The sequence below is a fragment of the Lentzea sp. NPDC054927 genome, assembly GCF_053610285.1.
The window spans coordinates 180743-200037 of sequence record NZ_JBSGXZ010000002.1 but is presented as its reverse complement, the minus strand read 5'-3'; the positions used below and the strand labels follow the sequence as shown (position 1 = coordinate 200037).

The window sequence follows — 19295 nt, the reverse complement described above, 5'->3', positions numbered from 1 at the left end:
GGAATCAGGACGCGAGTATCGCCCGCCGTCGTGGGCCGCGGGCCATTCCCCGCTGCACCGCGATGAAGACGAGCAGCAGCGCGCCGATCACGATCTTGGTCCACCACGAGCTGAGCGTGCCCTGGAACGAGATCAGCGTCTGGATCGTGCCGAGCACCAGCACGCCGGCGAGCGAGCCGAGGACGTAGCCGACGCCGCCCGCGAGCAGGGTGCCGCCGATGACGACGGCCGCGATCGCGTCCAGTTCCATGCCGACGGCGTGCAGGCCGTAGCCGGACAGCATGTAGAGGCTGAACAGCAGGCCGGCGAGTGCCGAGCAGAAGCCGCTGATCACGTAGACGCCGACCTTGGTGCGCGCGGTCTTGAGGCCCATGAGCAACGCCGACTGCTCGTTGCCGCCCACCGCGTAGACGGACCGGCCGAACCTGGTGCGGTGCAGGACGTAGAGCGCGGCGAGCACGACCAGGAGTGCGATCACGACGTTGTAGGTGATCGTGACGCCGCCGGGCAGTTCGATGACGGCGGTGGCGACCGCGCGGAACGTGGGATCCTTGATGGACACCGATTCCACGCTGATCAGGAAGCACAGGCCGCGGGCGAGGAACATGCCGGCGAGGGTGACGATGAACGGCTGGATGTCGAACTTGTGGATCACCAGCCCCATCAGCAGGCCCAGCGTGGAGCCGATGACCAGCACGGCGACGACCACGAGCGGGACCGGCCAGCCCGCCTTGAGGCCCGCCGCGGTGACCATTGTGGACAGTGCCACGACCGAGCCGACGGACAGGTCGATGCCGCCGCTGAGGATCACGAACGTCATGCCCGCCGCGAGCACGATCAGGAACGCGTTGTCGATGAACAGGTTCGCGATCACCTGCCCGGACGCGAAGCCGTCGTAGCTCGCCGAGCCGGCGCCGAAGGTGAGCACGAACAACACCACGGTCGCGAGGACGGGGAGGAACCGCGCCGGAATCCGTTCGGTGAGAGCGGTCATGACACGGCCACCTTCCGGAAGCTGAGCATTGCGCGGGCCTTGGGTGCCTGGACCAGGCACACGGCGATGACGACGACCGCCTTGAACACCAGCGTGATCTCGGGCGCCACGCCGATGGTGTAGACGGTCGTGGTGAGGGTCTGGATGATCAACGCGCCCAGGAGCGTGCCGGTGAGGGAGTAGCGGCCGCCCGCGAGGGACGTGCCGCCGATGACGACCGCCAGGATCGCGTCCATCTCGATCCACAGCCCGGCGTTGTTGGCGTCGGCGGCGTTGACGTTCGAGGCGATCATCAGGCCCGCGATGCCAGCGCACACCGCCGCGAACACGTACACGGTCCAGATGATCGTCCGTGACCGCACGCCGGCCAGCCTCGACGCCTCGGGGTTCACGCCCACGGCTTCGATGAGCATGCCCAGCGCGGTCTTGCGCGTGGTGAGAGCAACCAGGCCGAGGACCGCGAGGCTGATCAGGATGGAGATCGGGAGTCCGACGAACCCGGCGCCGACCTGCCGGAACGCGTCGTTGTTGACGGTGATGATCTGGCCCTCGGTCACCAGCATCGCGATGCCGCGGCCCGCGGTCATCAGCACCAGGGTGGCGATGATGGGCTGGATGCCGAGTCCGGCGACGAGGAAACCGTTCCACAGTCCCAGCAACACGCACAGCACCAACGCGATCGCCATGCCTGCGAGCGCCGTGCCCGCGTCACCGGACGTTCCGATGTGGACACACGTGACCGCGCCCGCGATCGCCGCGACGGCGCCGACGGACAGGTCGATGCCGCGGGTGGCGATCACCAGCGTCATGCCCAGCGCGATCAGGAGGGTCGGCGCGCCGTTCTTGAGCACGTCGACCAGGCCGCCGTAGAGGTGACCGTCCTGGATGCGCAGCGAGAAGAACGACGGCGTGACCACGAGGTTGAGCAGCAGCAGCGCGACGAGCGCGATCAGCGGCCAGAGCAGGCGCTTCATGACGCCGTCCTCTCCGGAACCGGGTCGCCCGCGATGAGTTCGACGACCTCGTCGATGCTCGCGCCACCGTCCAGTTCGGCGATCTTGTGCCGGTCGCGCAGCACGACGATCCGGTCGGCGATGCGCACGACCTCCTCCAGTTCCGCCGAGATGAACAGCACCGCTGTCCCTTCCGCGGCCAGGGTCGTGACGAGCTGCTGGATCTGGGCCTTCGCGCCGATGTCGATGCCGCGCGTCGGTTCGTCCAGGATCAGCAGTCGTGGTTCGGTCACCAGCCAGCGGGCCAGCAACACCTTCTGCTGGTTGCCGCCGGAGAGCGTGCGCACCAGCGCGTCCGGGTTGGCGGGCCGGATGTCCAGCGCCGTCAGGTACTTCTCGACGAGGCTGTCCTTGAGCCGGCGCGACACCGGGCGGCTCCACCCGCGTGCGGCCTGCATCGCCAGCACCAGGTTGTCGCGGATCGAGAGGTCCGCGACGAGTCCTTCGCCCTTGCGGTCCTCCGAGCAGAACGCGATCCCGGCCCCGATCGCCGACCGCGGCCCGCGCAGGTGCAGCGGCACGCCGTCGACCAGCAACCGGCCGGTGTCGGCCTTGTCGGCACCGAACAGCAGCCGGGCCATCTCCGTGCGGCCGGACCCGAGCAGTCCGGCCAGCCCGACCACCTCGCCCGCGCGGATCTCCAGGTCGAACGGCGCGATCGCACCGCGCCGGCCGAGCCCTTCCGCGTGAACGAGCACCGGGCCGGAAGCGTTCCGGCGCTCGCTCGCGTCCTCGATCGCCTCCAGCACGCCCAGCTCGCGGCCGATCATGGCGGAGATCAGCGCACGCCGGTCCAGTTCCTTGGTGAGGTGCTCGCCGACCAGGGCTCCGTTGCGCAGCACGGTCATCCGGTCGGAGATCTCGTAGACCTGGTCCAGGAAATGCGATACGAACAGGATCGCGACGCCCTCGTCGCGCAGCACCCGCATGATCCGGAACAGCTCGGCGACCTCGCCCGCGTCCAGACTGGACGTGGGTTCGTCGAGCACGAGCACCCGGCAGTCAACGGCGATGGCCCGCGCGATGGCGACAAGTTGTTGCACCGCAATGGGGTGCGTGCTGAGCACAGACCCGGGATCGATGTGCACGCCGATGCGGGCCAGCACCTCGGCCGCCCGCGCGCGCATCGCCGGGAAGTCGATGCCGCCGAACCGCCGGGGTTCGCGGCCCAGCAGGATGTTCTCCGCCACCGTGAGGTTCGCGCAGAGGTTGACCTCCTGGTACACCGTGCTGATCCCGGCCTGCTGAGCCTGTCCGGGAGAGGAGAACGCGACGGCGTCACCCGCCAGCAGCACTGAGCCGCTGTCCGGGGCGTGCACGCCCGTCAGCGTCTTGATCAGGGTGGACTTGCCGGCGCCGTTCTCGCCCATCAGAGCGTGCACTTCGCCCGGGAACAGCCGGAAGTCGACGTCCTGCAACGCCTTCACGCCGGGAAACGCGAGGCTGATGCCCCGCATTTCGACGAACGGCGGCGGTGACTCGGTCATGGCGGGAGCCTTCGTCGCTGGAGTGCGGGGCCCGGCACCGGATGCGCAGTCGGTGCCAGGCCCCGCAGTCTGTGGGGAGAGATCAGTACTGGCGCTGGGGGAGCGCGGCCTTGGCCTGCTCCGGCGTGAACGTGCCCTCCACGGTCACGACCCGCGCCGGCACCTCCTCGCCCTTGACGACCTTCTTCGCGAGCTCCATCAGCTGCTTGCCCAGCAGCGGGTTGCACTCGACGATGAAGTTGATCTCGCCGTTGGACAGCGCGGTCATGCCGTCCTTCACCGCGTCGACGGTGATGATCTTGATGTCCTTGCCGGGCACCTTGCCGGCGGCCTTGATGGCCTCGATCGCGCCCAGGCCCATGTCGTCGTTGTGCGCGTAGACGACGTCGATCTTCGGCTGGGACTTGAGGAACGCCTCCATGACCTGCTTGCCGCCGGACCTGGTGAAGTCACCGGTCTGCGAGGCGACGACCTTGATGTCGGGCTTGGCGGCGATCTTCTCCTCGAAGCCCTTCTTGCGGTCGATCGCGGGCGCGGCGCCGGTGGTGCCCTGCAGCTCCACGACGTTCGTCGGGCCGGTCGCGTTGGCGACCATCCAGTCGCCGGCCTTGCGGCCCTCCTCGACGAAGTCCGAGCCGAGGAACGTCTTGTACAGCGACGTGTCGTCGGAATCGATCGAGCGGTCGGTGAGGATCACCGGGATGTTGGCGCGCTTGGCTTCCAGCAGCACGGTGTCCCAGCCGGTCTCGACGACCGGGCTGAACGCGATCACGCTGACCTTCTGCTGGATGTACGAGCGGATCGCCTTGATCTGGTTCTCCTGCTTCTGCTGAGCGTCGGAGAACTTCAGGTCGATCCCGGCGGCCTTGGCCTCGTCCTGGATCGACTTGGTGTTGGCGGTGCGCCAGCCGCTCTCGGCGCCCACCTGGGCGAAGCCCATCGTGATGGTGTCGCCGGACGAGGCGGTGGTGCCACCGCCAGAGCCAGAGCCACAAGCTGTCAGCGCGAACAGCGCGATCACGCTGGCGGCTGTCGTGATCTTCTTCAGCACAGGGATTCCTCCGAGGTGACTACGGTGTCGCGGAGCCCGGCCGCGAGTGCCGCGGCTGTCAGGTGGACAAGAGTGAACGCTCACAACAGTCCCGTCAAGCCTTCAACCATAACGACTTGTGAGCGTTGACCTGATCTGCTGGCAATCGTATGTTAGCGCTAACTTTCGCAGCGAACCCACGAACGCCGGGAGCTCACCCGCATGTCCCCCAGGCACGTTCTGCTGTCCGCGGCACTCGCGGCCTCCCTGCTCGCCGCCGTCCCCGGTTCGGGGGCGGCGGCCGAGACCGATTACACGCTCAAGGTCGACGCCACGAAGAAGGGCGCGTCGATCGACGACACGATGTACGGCGTCTTCTTCGAGGACATCAACCGGGCCGCTGACGGTGGCCTGTACGCCGAACTCGTGCAGAACCGCTCGTTCGAGTACGACAAGGCCGACAACGCCTCGTACAACGGCATGACCTCCTGGGCACCGCACAGCGGAATTCTCGACGTGGCCGACGACAACGGCCGGATGAACGAGCGCAACCGCCGTTACCTGAAGCTCGGCCTGCCCGCGGGCGTGATCAACTCCGGCTACAACTCCGGCATCGCCGTCCAGGAGGGTCAGCGCTACGACTTCTCCGTCTGGGCGCGCACCGACCAGGGCAGCGTCCCCCTCACCGCGGCGATCACCGACCCGGCGGGCAACCCGCTCGGCGACCCGGTGAAGGTCCAGGTCAGGGGCGACGGCTGGACCCGCTACACCGGCACCGTCCGCGCGAGGAAGACCACGACGACCGGCCGGCTGCTGGTCACCGGCGGCGGCACCGGAACCCTGCGCCTCGACATGATCTCGCTGCTGCCGCAGGACACCTTCAAGGGCCACGGCCTGCGCCGCGACCTCGCCGAGAAGATCGCAGCCCTGAAGCCCGGCTTCGTCCGGTTCCCGGGCGGCTGCCTGGTCAACACCGGCAGCCACTACGGCTACGACGCGCCGAACTACGAGCGCCGCCGGTCGTACCAGTGGAAGGACACCATCGGGCCGGTCGAGCAGCGCGCCACGAACTCGAACTTCTGGGGCTACAACCAGTCCTACGGCCTCGGCTACTACGAGTACTTCCAGTTCAGCGAGGACGTCGGCGCCATGCCGCTGCCGGTCGTGCCCGCGCTGGTCACCGGCTGCGGCCAGAACCGCGCCACCGACGACCCCGCGTTGCTGCAGCGGCACATCCAGGACACCCTCGACCTGATCGAGTTCGCCAACGGGCCCGCCGACTCCACCTGGGGCCGCAAGCGCGCCGAGATGGGGCACCCGAAGCCGTTCAAGCTGACCCACCTCGGCGTCGGCAACGAGGAGAACCTGCCGGACGAGTTCTTCGCCCGCTTCACCGAGTTCCGCAAGGCGATCAACGCGAAGTACCCGGACGTCGCCGTGGTCAGCAACTCCGGCCCCGACGACACCGGCGGCACGTTCGACCGGTTGTGGCAGCTGAACAGGCAGGCCGGCGTGAAGATGGTCGACGAGCACTACTACAACAGCCCGAGCTGGTTCCTGGAGAACAACAACCGTTACGACTCCTACGACCGCAACGGCCCGAAGGTGTTCCTCGGCGAGTACGCGTCTCTGGACAACAAGTACTTCAACGCGCTCGCTGAAGCCGCGTACATGACCGGCCTCGAACGCAACGCCGACGTCGTGAAGCTCGCCTCCTACGCGCCGTTGCTGGCCAACGAGGACTATGTGCAGTGGAAGCCGGACATGATCTGGTTCAACAACCACGCGTCGTGGGGCTCGGCGAGCTACGAGACGCAGAAGCTGTTCATGAACAACGTCGGCGACCAGGTCGTGCCGAGCACCGCGTCGGCCACGCCGTCGACGCAGGGTCCGATCACGGGCGCGATCGGCCTGTCGACCTGGGCGACCGCGGCGTCGTACGACGACGTGCGCGTCACCAGCGCGGCCGGTCAGCAGCTGTTCAGCGACGACTTCTCCGGCACCGACGCGCAGTGGACCAAGACCGGGCCGGGCGCCTGGAACGTCGTGAACGGCGCCTACGTCCAGTCCGACGCCGCCGCCGAGAACACCCTCGTCACGGCCGGCTCGCGGGACTGGCGCGACTACACGCTGAACCTCAAGGCCACCAAGCAGTCCGGGCGCGAAGGTTTCCTCGTCGCGTTCGGCGTGCAGGACACCGGCAACTACTACTGGTGGAACCTCGGCGGCTGGAACAACACCCAGTCCGCCGTGGAGAAGGCCGTGGCGGGTGGCAAGAGCACGCTGATGAGCAACGGCACCAGCATCGAAACGGGCCGCACCTACGACGTGCGGGTCGAGGTGCGCGGGCGTCAGGTCGCGCTGTTCCTCGACGGCCAGAAGTGGGGCGAGTTCACCGACGACTCGCGCGTTGAACCGTTTCGACAGGTCGTGACCCGCGACAACGCGACCGGCGAACTGATCGTGAAGGTCGTCAACGCCCAGGACAACGCCGCCCGCACCAACATCGACCTCGGCATGCCGGTGGCGTCGACCGCGCGGGTCACCGTTCTGCAGGGACGTCCCGACGACGTGAACACCGAGTTCGCCCAGCCGATCAAGCCGCGCACCACCCAGGTCAGCGTGCGCACGTCGTTCAGCCACACGTTCCCGCCGAACTCCATCACGGTCTTCCGCGTCAAGGACAGGAGCCGCAAGTGATCGACCGCAGAACCCTGCTGCTGGGCACGGGCGGCGCGCTGGCCGTGGCCGGCACGCTCACCGCCGCTGCTCCGGTCGTCGCCGCGGCGGAACCTCCCGCCGAACTGCCGACCCGCAGCCCGCTCGTCGAGCAGCGCGCCGACCCGTTCATCACGCCGCCGACCGACGGCATGTACTACCTGACCGGGTCCGTGCCGGAGTACGACCGGATCGTCGTGCGCGGCGCGTCCACCTTGGACGGTCTGACCTCCGCGCGGGAACGGACGATCTGGCGCCGTCCCGCTGCGGGCAAGATGGGTGGCTACATCTGGGCGCCCGAGCTGCACCGCATCGACGGCAAGTGGTACATCTACTTCGCCGCCGGGGACAAGGACGAACCGTTCCGGATCCGCACCTACGTGCTGGAGTCCTCGAACGCTGATCCGCGGGCCGACGGCTGGGTGTTGCGTGGTCAGGTGGTCACGCATCTGGACACCTTCACGCTGGACGCGACGACGTTCGCGCATCGCGGGAAGCGCTACTTCATGTGGGCGCAGAACGATCCCGCGGTCGGTTCCGGCACCAACCTCTACATCGCCGAGATGGCCTCGCCGCTCGCGTTGAAGACGACGCCGGTCCGGATCGCGACGCCCACGCTGTCGTGGGAGGTGCAGGGTTTCCGGGTGAACGAGGGGCCGGCGGTGCTGATCCGCAACGGCCGGGTGTTCGTCACGTTCTCCGCGAGCGCCACCGACGCCCGTTACTGCATGGGTTTGCTGACCGCCGACGAGAACGCGAACCTGCTCGACGCCCGGTCGTGGACCAAGTCGCCGAACCCGATTTTCGCCACTCACGTGCCGACGTCGCAGTACGGGCCGGGGCACAACTCGTTCACCACGGTCGGTTCTGCTGACGTGCTCGTCTATCACGCACGCGACTACCGCGACATCAGCGGAGATCCGCTGTTCGACCCGAATCGTCACACGCGCGTGCAGCAGTTGCACTGGAACGACGACGGCACACCGAGTTTCGGCGTGCCGGTCGGCAAGGGTGGGCCGATCGTGCGGCTGGCCACGTTGGACGGTCTGTTCGTGCGGCACTACGAGTACCGGATGCGGGTCGACGGCAACGTCCGCGAGCTGGCCGACTCGCAGTTCCGTTTCGTACCGGGGTTTCTCGGCTCCGGCACGGTGGCGCTGCAGTCGGTGAACTTCCCCGACCGGTACGTGCGGGTGGACGGGGATGCCATCCGCATCGACCCCTTCGAGGACGCAGATGCCTACGGTCGTGCGGCGAGTTTCGTTCGCGTGCCAGGACTCGCTGACAGCAAGGCGATTTCGTTGAATGTTGGAGCAAGTTCTTATCTCATTCACGATCGGGGCAGACTGGTGGTCGCCAGCCCAGGCAACGACCGCGACGCGCGCCGACGTGCGACGTTCCGGCTCGGATAGACGTCACAATGGGTGCGCTGCAACGAGGCCGAGACGTGTGATCGCTAACATCATCGGTCTAGACCAAGGATCGGAGCCCGTCCGTGGACCAGAAGACCCAGCGCGATCCCGCGATGACCGATGTCGCCCGCCTCGCCGGGGTGTCCCACCAGACGGTTTCGCGCGTCCTCAACGACCACCCGAACGTCCGTGAGCAGACCCGTCTGCGCGTGCGTGCCGCCATCAAGGAACTGGGCTACCGCCCCAACCGCGCGGCGCGCGCGCTGGTCACCGGCAAGACGCAGCTGATCGGCGTGGTGGCGCAGAACTCGACGCTCTACGGCCCGGCCTCTCTGCTCTCCGCCTTCGAGGAGGCGGCGGGCGAGGCCGGGTTCGCGGTGAGCATCGGCCGGGTCAAGGTCCTGGACCGCGAGTCGATAGCGGGCGCCGTGGAACGCCACCGCGACCAGCGCGTGGCCGGCCTGGTGGTGATCGCCCCGAACGCCTCCGCCGCCGACGCGCTCGCCGACGTCCCCGCCGGTCTGCCGCTGGTGACTGTGGACGGTGACCCGGAACGCACGACCGCACTGGTCACGGTCGACCAGGCGGCCGGCGCGTTCGAGGCCACCACCCACCTGCTGGAGACGGGCCACCAGACCGTCTGGCACGTGTCGGGCCCGCAGGACTGGTTCGACGCGGCCGGCCGGATCCAGGGCTGGAAGCGAGCCCTGGACGCGGTGAACGCCGAGATCCCGCCCGTGGTGGCGGCCGACTGGAGCGCCGCCACCGGCTACAAGGCGGGCCAGATGCTGGCCAGGATGCCCGAGGTCACCGCCGTGTTCGCGTCCAACGACCACCTCGCCCTGGGCGTGCTGCGCGCCATGCACGAACGCGGCCGCCGGGTGCCGCACGACGTCAGCGTGGTCGGGTTCGACGACGTCCCGGAGGCGGCCTACTTCATCCCGCCGCTCACCACCGTCCGCCCGGACTTCGCGGCGGTGGCACGGGAGACGCTCGGGCTGCTGCTCGAGCAGGTCACCGCGGGCGAGTCCACGACGTCGAGGCGGACCATCGCGCCGGTGCTGGTGCGGCGGGAGAGCGTGGCGTTCCCGTCCTGACCGAGGGGCTGTCCGGCGTGCGGGCGACGGCGCGTGCCGGGCCACTGGGCGGTCAGCTGCGGGCGTCGGCCGCGGGGCCGTTGGCGGTGATGCGCGGGCCGGTGGCCGGGCGATGGCGCGTGCCAGGTCGCTGGGCCACCAGCTGCGTGCGGTCGGCGGTGATGAACGGGGCTGGGCATCGTGGGCTGGAGCGTGGTGTCGGTGGGTACGGCGACGGGTGGAGTGCCGGTGAGGCGAGAGCACACGGAACCGCTGAGCAGACCGCAGAGCCTGGCCGACGGGTGTGACGGCGCAGGCCAGGCCCTGCGGGTCGGCGGCGATGCGTGAGGTGCCGGGACCACCGTGCCGCGTGGCGAAATTCCGGCCGGCACGGTCCTGCCGCTCACAGGACGGGTCGCGGCGCATCGCGGTACACCGGTCGGCGGCGTGTGACACCGCAGCTCCTAGCGGCGGTGCGTGAGGTGTCAGGGCCGCCGCGCCGCGTGGCGATGTTCCGGAAGGCGCTGTGCCGGTCCCACCACTCGCGCGCGGAGGGGCGGCGCATCGGCAGAGGCGGGTCGGCGGTGCGTGACGCCGTGAGCCCGAGCGGCGATATGCCGGTCATGGCACTTCAGTGCGGGGGTGGTGGCCGTCCTGACGCCGTTCGGCCGGGTAGGGGGCGGGATCAGCTGACCGGGGGCTTTGTCGTGCGTTCACTCTCCTGCGCATCCGGTGGTTCATCACGGGTTTCGCGACGTTCGGCCCGCATCTTGACGCGCGGAATGTTAGCGATAACACTCATCTCGTGACTGACGAGACGATCCATCCCGACGCCTGTGTGGTGGGCGTCGACTTCGGTACGTTGTCCGGGCGCGCGGTGGTGGTCCGCGTCCGCGACGGCGCCGAGCTCGGCACCGCTGTGCACGACTACGGCCATGGTGTGGTGGACCGCGCTTTGCCCGGGTCGGGCAAGGCGCTGCCGCCCGAGTGGGCGTTGCAGGTGCCGTCCGACTACGTCGACGTCCTGCGGACCGCCGTCCCGCAGGCCGTCGAGGCGGCCGGGGTCGCGCCGGAGCTGGTCATCGGGATCGGCACCGACTTCACCGCCTGCACGATGGTGCCGGTGACCGCGGACGGGACGCCGTTGTGCGAGCTGCCGGAGTTCGCGGACAACCCGCACGCCTACATCAAACTTTGGCGCCACCACGCTGCCCAGCCGCAGGCTGATCGCATCAACGAGCTTGCGGCGCAACGGAAGGAATCGTGGCTGCCGCGGTACGGCGGGCTGATCTCCTCCGAGTGGGAGTTCGCCAAGGGCCTGCAGGTCCTCGAGGAAGCGCCCGAGGTCTACGAGGCGATGGCCCGCTGGGTCGAGGCCGCCGACTGGATCGTCTGGCAGCTCACCGGTGAGTACACCCGCAACGCCTGCACCGCCGGTTACAAGGGAATCCTGCAGGACGGCGAATATCCGAGCGAGGACTTCCTCGCCGCGCTCAACCCGGCGTTCGCGAAGTTCGTCGCGGACAAGCTCGACCACCCGTTGTCCGCTCTCGGCGACAAGGCCGGCAGCCTGACCGCCGAGGCCGCGGCCTGGACCGGTCTGCCGCAGGGGATCGCGGTGAGCGTCGGCAACGTCGACGCGCACGTCACCGCGCCGGCCGCGCAGGCCGTGGAGCCGGGGCAGATGGTCGCGATCATGGGTACCTCCACCTGTCACGTCATGAGCGGCGAGGTGCTGCGCGAGGTGCCGGGCATGTGCGGCGTCGTCGACGGCGGGATCGTGCCGGGCTTCTGGGGTTACGAAGCCGGGCAGAGCGGTGTCGGCGACATCTTCGGATGGTTCGTGAAGAACCAGGTGCCGCCCGCCTATCACGAGCAGGCGAGCGAACGCGGGATCACCGTGCACGAGCTGCTCACCGAGCTCGCGAACGAACAGGCGGTGGGGGAGCACGGGCTGATCGCGCTCGACTGGCACAGCGGCAACAGGTCCGTGCTCGTCGACCACGAACTGTCCGGTGTGGTCCTCGGGCAAACGCTGGCCACCAAAGCGGAGGACGTCTACCGCGCGCTGCTGGAGGCCACCGCGTTCGGCACGCGGGTGATCGTCGACGCGTTCACCGACGCCGGTGTCCCGGTGACCGAGCTGGTGATCGCGGGCGGACTGATCAAGAACAAGCTGCTGATGCAGATCTACTCCGACGTCACGGATCTGCCGCTGTCGGTCATCGGGTCCGCACAGGGTCCGGCGCTCGGTTCGGCGATGCACGCCGCGGTCGCCGCGGGTGCGTTCGCGGACATCCGTGAAGCAGCCGCCGCGATGGGATCGGTGCAGCGCCACGTCTTCACGCCGATTCCGGACAACGTCGACGCCTACGAGGCGTTGTTCCTCGAATACCAGGAGCTGCACGACCACTTTGGACGCGGTGGCAACGATGTCATGCGCCGGTTGCGCAGGTTCCGCCGTGAGGCGCTGGAAGGGAAGCTGAACTGATGTCCGCCACGGCAGAGCTGCGCCAGACGGTCGCCGACCTGCACCGCGAGCTGACCCGCTACGAGCTGGTGATCTGGACGGCGGGCAACGTTTCCGCGCGGGTGCCCGGTCACGACCTGATGGTCATCAAACCGTCCGGTGTGTCCTACGACGAGCTCGGGCCCGACGCGATGGTCGTGACTGATCTGCACGGCAATCTCGTCGAAGGTGAGCTCGCGCCCTCCTCGGACACCGCGGCGCACGCGTACGTGTACCGCCACATGCCCGAGGTGAACGGTGTCGTGCACACGCATTCCCCTTACGCCACAGCGTGGGCGGCACGCGGTGAGCCGATCCCGTGCGTGCTGACGATGATCGCGGACGAGTTCGGCGGCGACATCCCGGTCGGCCCGTTCGCGTTGATCGGCGACGACTCGATCGGCCAGGGCATCGTGGAGACGCTGAAAGCCAGCAGGTCCCGCGCGGTCCTGATGCGCAACCACGGCCCGTTCACGATCGGCCCGACGGCACGGTCCGCGGTGAAGGCCGCGGTGATGCTGGAGGACGTCGCGCGGACCGTCCACTTCGCACTCCAGCTGGGCAAGGCCGAAGTGATCGAACAGCAGCACGTCGACCGTCTTTACGAGCGCTACCAGAACGTCTACGGGCAGTGAGCCCACGAGGAGAGCACATGTCGTTCGCGGGCAAGCCGCAGATCTGGTTCCTCACCGGTAGCCAGCACCTCTACGGCCCAGAGACGCTCGACCAGGTGGCGGCGCAGTCCCAGCAGATCCAGCGGATGCTCGGCGACTCCGGCCGGATCAGCGCGGAGATCGTCTGGAAGCCGGTGCTCACCGACGCCTCCGCGATCCGTGCGGCCATGCAGGCGGCCAACAACGACCCGTCCTGCGTGGGCGTGATCGCGTGGATGCACACGTTCTCGCCGGCGAAGATGTGGATCACCGGCCTCGATCTGCTGCGCAAACCGTTGCTGCACCTGCACACGCAGCTCAACGAGGCACTGCCGTGGTCCACGATCGACATGGACTTCATGAACCTCAACCAGGCCGCGCACGGCGACCGCGAGTTCGCCTACGTCCAGACGCGCATCGGTGTGGCGCGCAAGACGGTGGCCGGGCACGCGAGTGACCCGGAGCTGGCCGGGCGGATCGACGGCTGGGCCCGTGCCGCCGCCGGTCTGGGGCACCTGCGGACGTTGAAGCTCGCGCGGTTCGGCGACAACATGCGCGACGTCGCGGTGACCGAGGGCGACAAGGTCGAGGCCGAGCTGCGGTTCGGCGTCTCGGTCAACACCTACGGTGTCAACGATCTCGTGGCCGTGGTGGACGCGGTGCCGGACGAGGACATCGACCTGCTCGTGGCCGACTACGCCGAGGCGTACCGGCTCGCCCCCGAGCTCGCGCGCGGGGGAGAACGGCACTCGTCGCTGCGGTACGCGGCCCGCATCGAGATCGGTCTGCGGTCCTTTTTGGACGACGGCGGGTTCGGTGCGTTCACCACGAACTTCCAGGACCTGGGCGGACTTCGGCAGCTGCCGGGAATCGCGGTGCAGCGGCTGATGGCCGACGGCTACGGCTTCGGCGGCGAGGGCGACTGGAAGACCTCGGCGTTGCTGGCCGCGGTGAAGGTCATGGGCGCGGGAACCGGTCGCGGCACCTCGTTCATGGAGGACTACACCTACCACTTCGGTCCGGGTGAGCCGAAGGTGCTGGGCGCGCACATGCTCGAGGTGTGCCCGACGATCGCGGACGGCCTGCCGTCGTGCGAGATCCACCCGCTCGGCATCGGCGACCGGGAGGACCCGGTGCGGCTGGTGTTCGACGCGGCGGCCGGTCCCGCGGTGGTGATCGGCCTGGCCGATCTCGGCGACCGCTTCCGGTTGGTGGCCAACGAGGTCGAGGTGGTCGGCCCGGACGAGCCGCTGCCGAACCTGCCCGTCGCACGGGCGGTGTGGCGGCCGGCGCCGTCGCTCTCGACGTCCGCGGAGTGCTGGCTCACCGCGGGCGGCCCGCACCACACCGTGCTGACCCAGGCGGTCGGCTCGGAGTCGTTGCGGGACTTCGCGACCATGGCGGCCACCGAACTGGTGCTGATCGACTCGTCGACCACCCCCGACCAGTTCGGCGACCGGCTGCGCTGGAACTCCGCCTACCACCGCCTCGCCGCGGGAATGCGCTGACTGGCCGTGCGCGCGTAGAACTCGGCGATCCGCTTCCAGGTCGCGACGGGGTTCGAGTAGATCGGGAGATGCCCGCTGTGCGGGATCTCGGCGAGCTCGACCCCGTTCGCGTCCAGCAGCGGCAGATAGGACAGTGACGCGCACTCCTCGCCGTAGAGGTACATGCGCGGGAAGGGCAGCGAGAGGAACTTCGGCAGCAGGTCGCCGTGGTCGGCGAGTTCCACCACGGACCTGAAGATGCTCGGCACGGCGCCGCGGCGGACCTTGTGCGGCAGTCCGGTGGCGTACAGGCCGCCCGAGTAGCCCTGCCCACTTCGGATGATGTCGAGGAACCGGGTGAACACGTCACCCGGTTCCTGGTTCGACAACACGTGCCTGGTCGGCGCGCAGTCCTCGGGTGCCAGCGTGCCCTTGATGTTCACGAAGCTGAGCACACGGCCCGGTTCGCGGTGCGCGAGCAGCAGCGCGGTCAAGCCACCCAGTGAGTGCCCGACCAGGTGGTATCGCCCGATACCTGCCCGGTCGAGCACGGCTCTGGCCGTGTCGACCAGGAACGGCACGTCGATCGCCCCGAGATCGGCGCACTCCGTGGCACCGCAGCCCGGTGCGTCGTAGGCGAGAAAGGCGCGGCCGGCGAACTCGTGCCGCTGCGTGATGTCGGTGTAGTCCTCCTTGCTGGTTCCGAAACCGTGCATGAAGACGATCGGTTCGCCAGTGCCGCCGCGGTGCGTCGCGGCGATCTTGAGATTGACGCCCCGGACTCTCAGGCGGAGTTGTTCGTCCACGACTCTGTGCCCCGATGGCATGGTGATTCCCCGAATTCTGCGCAGGTGCGGGTCTGCGTGACGAGACGGCCAGCATGCCATCGACTGTGAACGCTCACAAGTAGTTGAACCCTGTACGGTCCCGGTCCGTATCCCGGTATGCCGGCAAATGACGTCCACCGATTCGTGAGGGTTCGAACATGTCGAGAGCACATGCAAAACCAGAACGGCGCAAGAGGGTGCTCGTTGCCGGGATCGCCGTCGCGGCCACTTTGACCGGCGTGACCGCGGTCGCCGCGTTCGCCGGTGGGGAGAGCGCGGGCACTCAGTCGATCGCCTGTCCGCAGCCCGTCGTCCCCGCGGTCCCCGCGCAGGCGCAGGCCGAGGTCCAGCGCGAACTGGCCAATCTGGACAAGCAGATCGCCGAGGCCAACAACCGGTTGCGCACCTCCGCGGGCGAGGGCGGGCCGAACTTCGTGCAGAACGCGATCCTCGGCCCACTCGCGAGCAAGCGGGTCGCGGCGCTGAACCGGATCGAGACCGCGATCGGCCGCGTCGCCGAGAAGCCGGAAGGTCTGGAACGATTCGCGACCTGCGGACTCGGCCAGGCGCCCGCCGTGTCCGCGGCACCGACGACGACTCGGTCCTCGTCCGCTGGAACCGGCTCCGGTACTGGCTCGTCGGCGTCGGGGAAGACGATCGAGTGCCCGTTGCCCGTCCTGCAGAACGTGCCCGCCAAGGCTCAGGCCGAAGTGGACCGTGAGCTCGCGAACCTCAGCAAGCAACAGGCCGAGGCGAACGAGCGGCTGCGCACGTCTGCCGGTCAGGGCGGGCCGAACTTCGTGCAGAACGCGATCCTCGGCCCGTTGGCGGGCAAGCGGTCCTCCGCGCTCGACCGGATCGCGATCGCCATCGGCCGCGTGGGCGAGCGGCCTCAGGGACTGGAACGATTCGCCACCTGTTCGCTCAAGTAACTCTCCTCGGGGTTTTGAGCGTCCAGGGCCCGCCTCTCCTCGGGGGTGAACGTCCCAGAGGGTCTGCCGAGCGGAACGCGCCACCGCTCGGCAGGCCCTTGACGTGCAGGGTGGTTCTCGATAGTTGTTAGCGTGAACATCGCCCGTTCAACGGAGAACCGATGACCAGATTCCCTGCCTTTCTCGCCGCCTCGGCGCTCACACTGTCCACAGTGGTCTACGGCGGCGCACCCGCTTCGGCCGCCGTGGAATCCGTGACCGTGCGGCCGGATCCGACTTACCAGCAAGAGCCTTTTCAGGGTTGGGGAACGAGCCTCGTGTGGTTCGCCAACGCCACTGGGGGATACCCGGACGAGATCCGCAACCAGCTTGCGGAGCTGTTGTTCGGAGAAGACGGGCTGAACCTCAACATCGCCCGCTACAACATCGGCGGCGGCAACGCGCCGGACGTCCCCGAGTACCTCCGCGCGGGTGCCGCGGTGCCCGGCTGGTGGAAGGCACCGGCGGGCACGAAGCGCACGGACACCGACTGGTGGAAGCCGGGCGACCCCCGGTTCTTCGACGCCGCGGCGGATCCCCGTCAGCGCTGGTGGGTCGACCGGATCAAGTCGCAGGTGACCAAGTGGGAGGCGTTCAGCAACTCGCCGCCGTGGTTCCAGACGGTCAGCGGGTACGTGTCGGGTGGGTTCGACGCGTCCGCGGACCAGCTGCGGGAGGACAGGGTCAAGGACTTCGCCGCGTACCTGGCGCAGGCGACCGCGGAGCTGGAACGCTCGCACGGCATCAAGTTCGCGACGGTCGATCCGTTCAACGAGCCCAACACCCCGTACTGGAGCACCAAGCTCGGTCCTGACGGCAACCCGACCGGTGGCCGGCAGGAGGGCGCGCACATGAGCCCGGCGCTGCAGGCGAAGGTCGTGCCCGCGATGGCGGACGCGTTGCGCGCCAAGCGGTTGAAGGCGACCGTCTCCGCGCCGGACGAGACCAACCCCGGCATCTTCGCCGACGACTGGGCCGGCTATCCGGCCGCCGTGCGGTCGCAGGTGAGCCAGTTGAACGTGCACACCTACGGCCAGGACCGCCGCACGTCCGCCCGTGACATCGCCAAGGCCGCGGACAAGCCGTTGTGGATGAGCGAGGTCGACGGCTCGTGGGGGACCGGACAGAGCTTCACGGCCATGGACTCCGGGCTGGGCATCGCCGCGCGTGTGATCGACGACGTGCGCGAGCTGGAACCGCGCGCCTGGCTGCTGTGGCAGGCGATCGAGGACTACGACAACATGAAGCCCGGCGGTGAGACGCCGGCGGGCATGAACTGGGGTGTCGTCCAGATCCCGTTCAACTGCGGCCCGCAGGACACGCTCGCGACGTGCCCCGCGCGGGTCAACAGCAAGTTCCACACGCTGCGGAACTTCACGCACTACGTCAAGCCGGGCGACCGGATGGTCAAGGTCAACACCAAGACCGACATGGCGGCGGTGCGCAACACCGAGCTGAAGACCGTGGTGCACCTCAACCAGTCCGAGCAGCCGCAGTCCGTGACGCTGGACCTTTCGGCGTTCGGCTCGGTGCGGCCGAACGCGTCCGTCCGGCCGATCGTGACGGACATGTTCGGTGCGCTGGTCAAGGGCGCCCCGGTGCGCGTGAAGGACCGCAAGGCAACGCTCAGCGTGCCCGCGCGGTCGGTCGTGACGTTCGACGTGTCGGGCGTCAGCGGTCTCGACCGGTCGGCCGCCCTGAACGGCACCTACCGGCTCACCGGCGCGCAGAGCGACAAGTCCCTCGCCCCGTCGGGCACCACGCTCGTCCAGCGCACGACGAACACCGGTGCGCAGGACCAGGTGTGGCGGCTGGAGCGGCGGACGGGCGGGTACGGCAACGACGTCGAGTTCTCCATCGTCAACGCCGCCACCAAGCAGCGAATCGCCGCTGTGGACGGTAACGCAACGTTGATCTCCACCGACAGTCCTGCCGCCAGGTGGGTGCTGTCGTCGACCGGGGACGGCAGCTGGACGTTCGTGAACGCCGTCACCGGATCGCTGCTCGACGTGGTCGGCGAGTCGCGTGAGGACGGTGCCAGAATCGGTTTGTACCACGCGACTTCCGGTGCGAACCAACGTTGGTCTGCTTTGTCGGTCAGGTAGTCGGGAGTGACGGTGGCACGCAAGCACTTGTTGGTGATGTTGGTTCTGCTCAGCGGAGCCTGCACGGCTGATCCGACCGCGCCGCCACCGTCATCCCGCACCCCGCTCAAACCGCCCACGCTCATCAACGAGGTGGTGCCGCCGCAGAACGTGATCACCGTCGTGCGAGACGTGATCGACGGCCGCACGATCGAGCTCGCCGACGGCTCGAAGGTCCGCATCGCCTCGCTGGCCCCTCCCGCACCCTGCTGGGCCGACGCCGCACTGGCGTTCGCCAGGAAGACCCTGCTGGCGAGCTCGGTCCGGTTCACCGGCCTGCAGCCCGGCGAGATCACCCTGGAGCTCGAGGACGGCACCGACTACGCCGTGCTGGCCGTGCAGGAGGGCGCGATGCGGCCGGAAGGCGTCGACGGCGGACCGCTGATCAGCGCCCAGTCCGAGGCGGCAGCGGCCAAGAAGGGCCTGTGGGGCCCGCCGTGCGACGGCTCGGGGACCTCGAAGCCCGCTCCACCGTCGTCGACGACAACGCCTCCCGCTGCTTCGCCGCCGGCACGTCCGGCGCCGACGACCACCCCGCCGCCACCGCCACCGCCGGCCAAGCCCTGCGCGGTCGCGTACCGCATCACCGGGCAGTGGCAGGGCGGTTTCCAGGCGAACGTGACCGTGCGCAACACCAGCACGAAGTCGACGAACGGCTGGTCGCTGCGCTGGACCTTCGCCAACGGCGAGTCCGTCAGGGACATGTGGAACGCCTCGCCGCGGCAGTACGGCGCGACGGTCACCGCGGTGAACGCCGACTACAACCCGCAGATCGCACCCGGTGGTTCGGTGCAGATCGGTTTCAACGGCAACTCGCGCGGTGCCAACTCGGCGCCTGGCGCGTTCACGTTCAACGGGGCGCAGTGCTCGGTCGAGTAGCACGGTCGTCGTCCCGGTCGCGGTAACGGCGCGGATAGGTCTGGACCACTTGGCTTCGGGTGTGCCTTAATCCGAGTGCGGGTTCGAGACCGTTC

At 68.7% G+C, this 19295-nt stretch carries 14 protein-coding genes; 9 read left to right on the top strand and 5 right to left on the bottom strand.

Annotated elements, in window-relative coordinates:
- Positions 1–4 precede the first annotated feature (4 nt).
- The 4 genes from yjfF to ACWGE0_RS04360 all read right to left on the bottom strand — a co-directional run bounded on the left by yjfF (position 5) and on the right by ACWGE0_RS04360 (position 4545).
- Complete coding sequence (yjfF, locus tag ACWGE0_RS04375) at positions 5–994, bottom strand: galactofuranose ABC transporter, permease protein YjfF (protein WP_452259478.1); 990 nt, start codon at positions 992–994, stop codon at positions 5–7.
- Positions 991–1968, bottom strand: a complete 978-nt coding sequence (locus tag ACWGE0_RS04370) for an ABC transporter permease (protein WP_452259477.1) — start codon at positions 1966–1968, stop codon at positions 991–993. Before ACWGE0_RS04370 ends, yjfF begins: the two co-directional genes overlap by 4 nt.
- Positions 1965–3494 carry a sugar ABC transporter ATP-binding protein gene (locus tag ACWGE0_RS04365; RefSeq protein ID WP_452259476.1) on the bottom strand — a complete coding sequence of 510 codons (1530 nt, stop codon included), beginning with the start codon at positions 3492–3494 and terminating at the stop codon, positions 1965–1967. The genes ACWGE0_RS04370 and ACWGE0_RS04365 overlap by 4 nt, the downstream gene beginning before the upstream one ends.
- A gap of 82 nt (positions 3495–3576) precedes the next feature.
- Complete coding sequence (locus ACWGE0_RS04360) at positions 3577–4545, bottom strand: ABC transporter substrate-binding protein (protein ID WP_452259475.1); 969 nt, start codon at positions 4543–4545, stop codon at positions 3577–3579.
- A 201-nt stretch (positions 4546–4746) separates the two neighbouring features.
- Here ACWGE0_RS04360 and ACWGE0_RS04355 point away from each other — a divergent pair, with 201 nt between their 5' ends.
- From ACWGE0_RS04355 to araA, 6 genes are all read left to right on the top strand, one after another.
- Entirely contained in the window at positions 4747–7224 is a 2478-nt protein-coding gene (locus tag ACWGE0_RS04355; RefSeq protein WP_452259474.1) for an alpha-L-arabinofuranosidase C-terminal domain-containing protein, read from the top strand.
- Positions 7221–8654, top strand: coding sequence for a family 43 glycosylhydrolase (locus tag ACWGE0_RS04350; RefSeq protein ID WP_452259473.1), 1434 nt, complete (start codon positions 7221–7223; stop codon positions 8652–8654). Before ACWGE0_RS04355 ends, ACWGE0_RS04350 begins: the two co-directional genes overlap by 4 nt.
- Positions 8655–8737: 83 nt before the next feature.
- Positions 8738–9751, top strand: coding sequence for a LacI family DNA-binding transcriptional regulator (locus ACWGE0_RS04345; RefSeq protein WP_452259472.1), 1014 nt, complete (start codon positions 8738–8740; stop codon positions 9749–9751).
- Positions 9752–10535: 784 nt separating this feature from the next.
- A complete protein-coding gene (gene araB, locus ACWGE0_RS04340; protein WP_452259471.1) occupies positions 10536–12221 on the top strand; it encodes a ribulokinase in 1686 nt (561 codons plus the stop codon).
- On the top strand, positions 12221–12874 hold the full coding sequence (locus tag ACWGE0_RS04335) for an L-ribulose-5-phosphate 4-epimerase (RefSeq protein WP_452259470.1): 654 nt from the start codon (positions 12221–12223) through the stop codon (positions 12872–12874). Before araB ends, ACWGE0_RS04335 begins: the two co-directional genes overlap by 1 nt.
- A gap of 17 nt (positions 12875–12891) precedes the next feature.
- Positions 12892–14400, top strand: a complete 1509-nt coding sequence (araA, locus tag ACWGE0_RS04330; protein ID WP_452259469.1) for an L-arabinose isomerase — start codon at positions 12892–12894, stop codon at positions 14398–14400.
- Here the strand turns inward: araA and ACWGE0_RS04325 are convergent.
- Positions 14370–15185, bottom strand: a complete 816-nt coding sequence (locus ACWGE0_RS04325; RefSeq protein ID WP_452259468.1) for an alpha/beta fold hydrolase — start codon at positions 15183–15185, stop codon at positions 14370–14372. The genes araA and ACWGE0_RS04325 overlap by 31 nt on opposite strands.
- 179 nt (positions 15186–15364) lie before the next feature.
- On the opposite strand from ACWGE0_RS04325, the gene ACWGE0_RS04320 reads away from it, so the two are divergent.
- From ACWGE0_RS04320 to ACWGE0_RS04310, 3 genes are all read left to right on the top strand, one after another.
- Positions 15365–16138, top strand: coding sequence for a hypothetical protein (locus ACWGE0_RS04320; protein ID WP_452259467.1), 774 nt, complete (start codon positions 15365–15367; stop codon positions 16136–16138).
- Between the two features lie 161 nt (positions 16139–16299).
- Complete coding sequence (locus ACWGE0_RS04315) at positions 16300–18282, top strand: RICIN domain-containing protein (RefSeq protein WP_452259466.1); 1983 nt, start codon at positions 16300–16302, stop codon at positions 18280–18282.
- Positions 18283–18294: 12 nt separating this feature from the next.
- Complete coding sequence (locus tag ACWGE0_RS04310; RefSeq protein WP_452259465.1) at positions 18295–19200, top strand: cellulose binding domain-containing protein; 906 nt, start codon at positions 18295–18297, stop codon at positions 19198–19200.
- Positions 19201–19295: the final 95 nt, after the last annotated feature.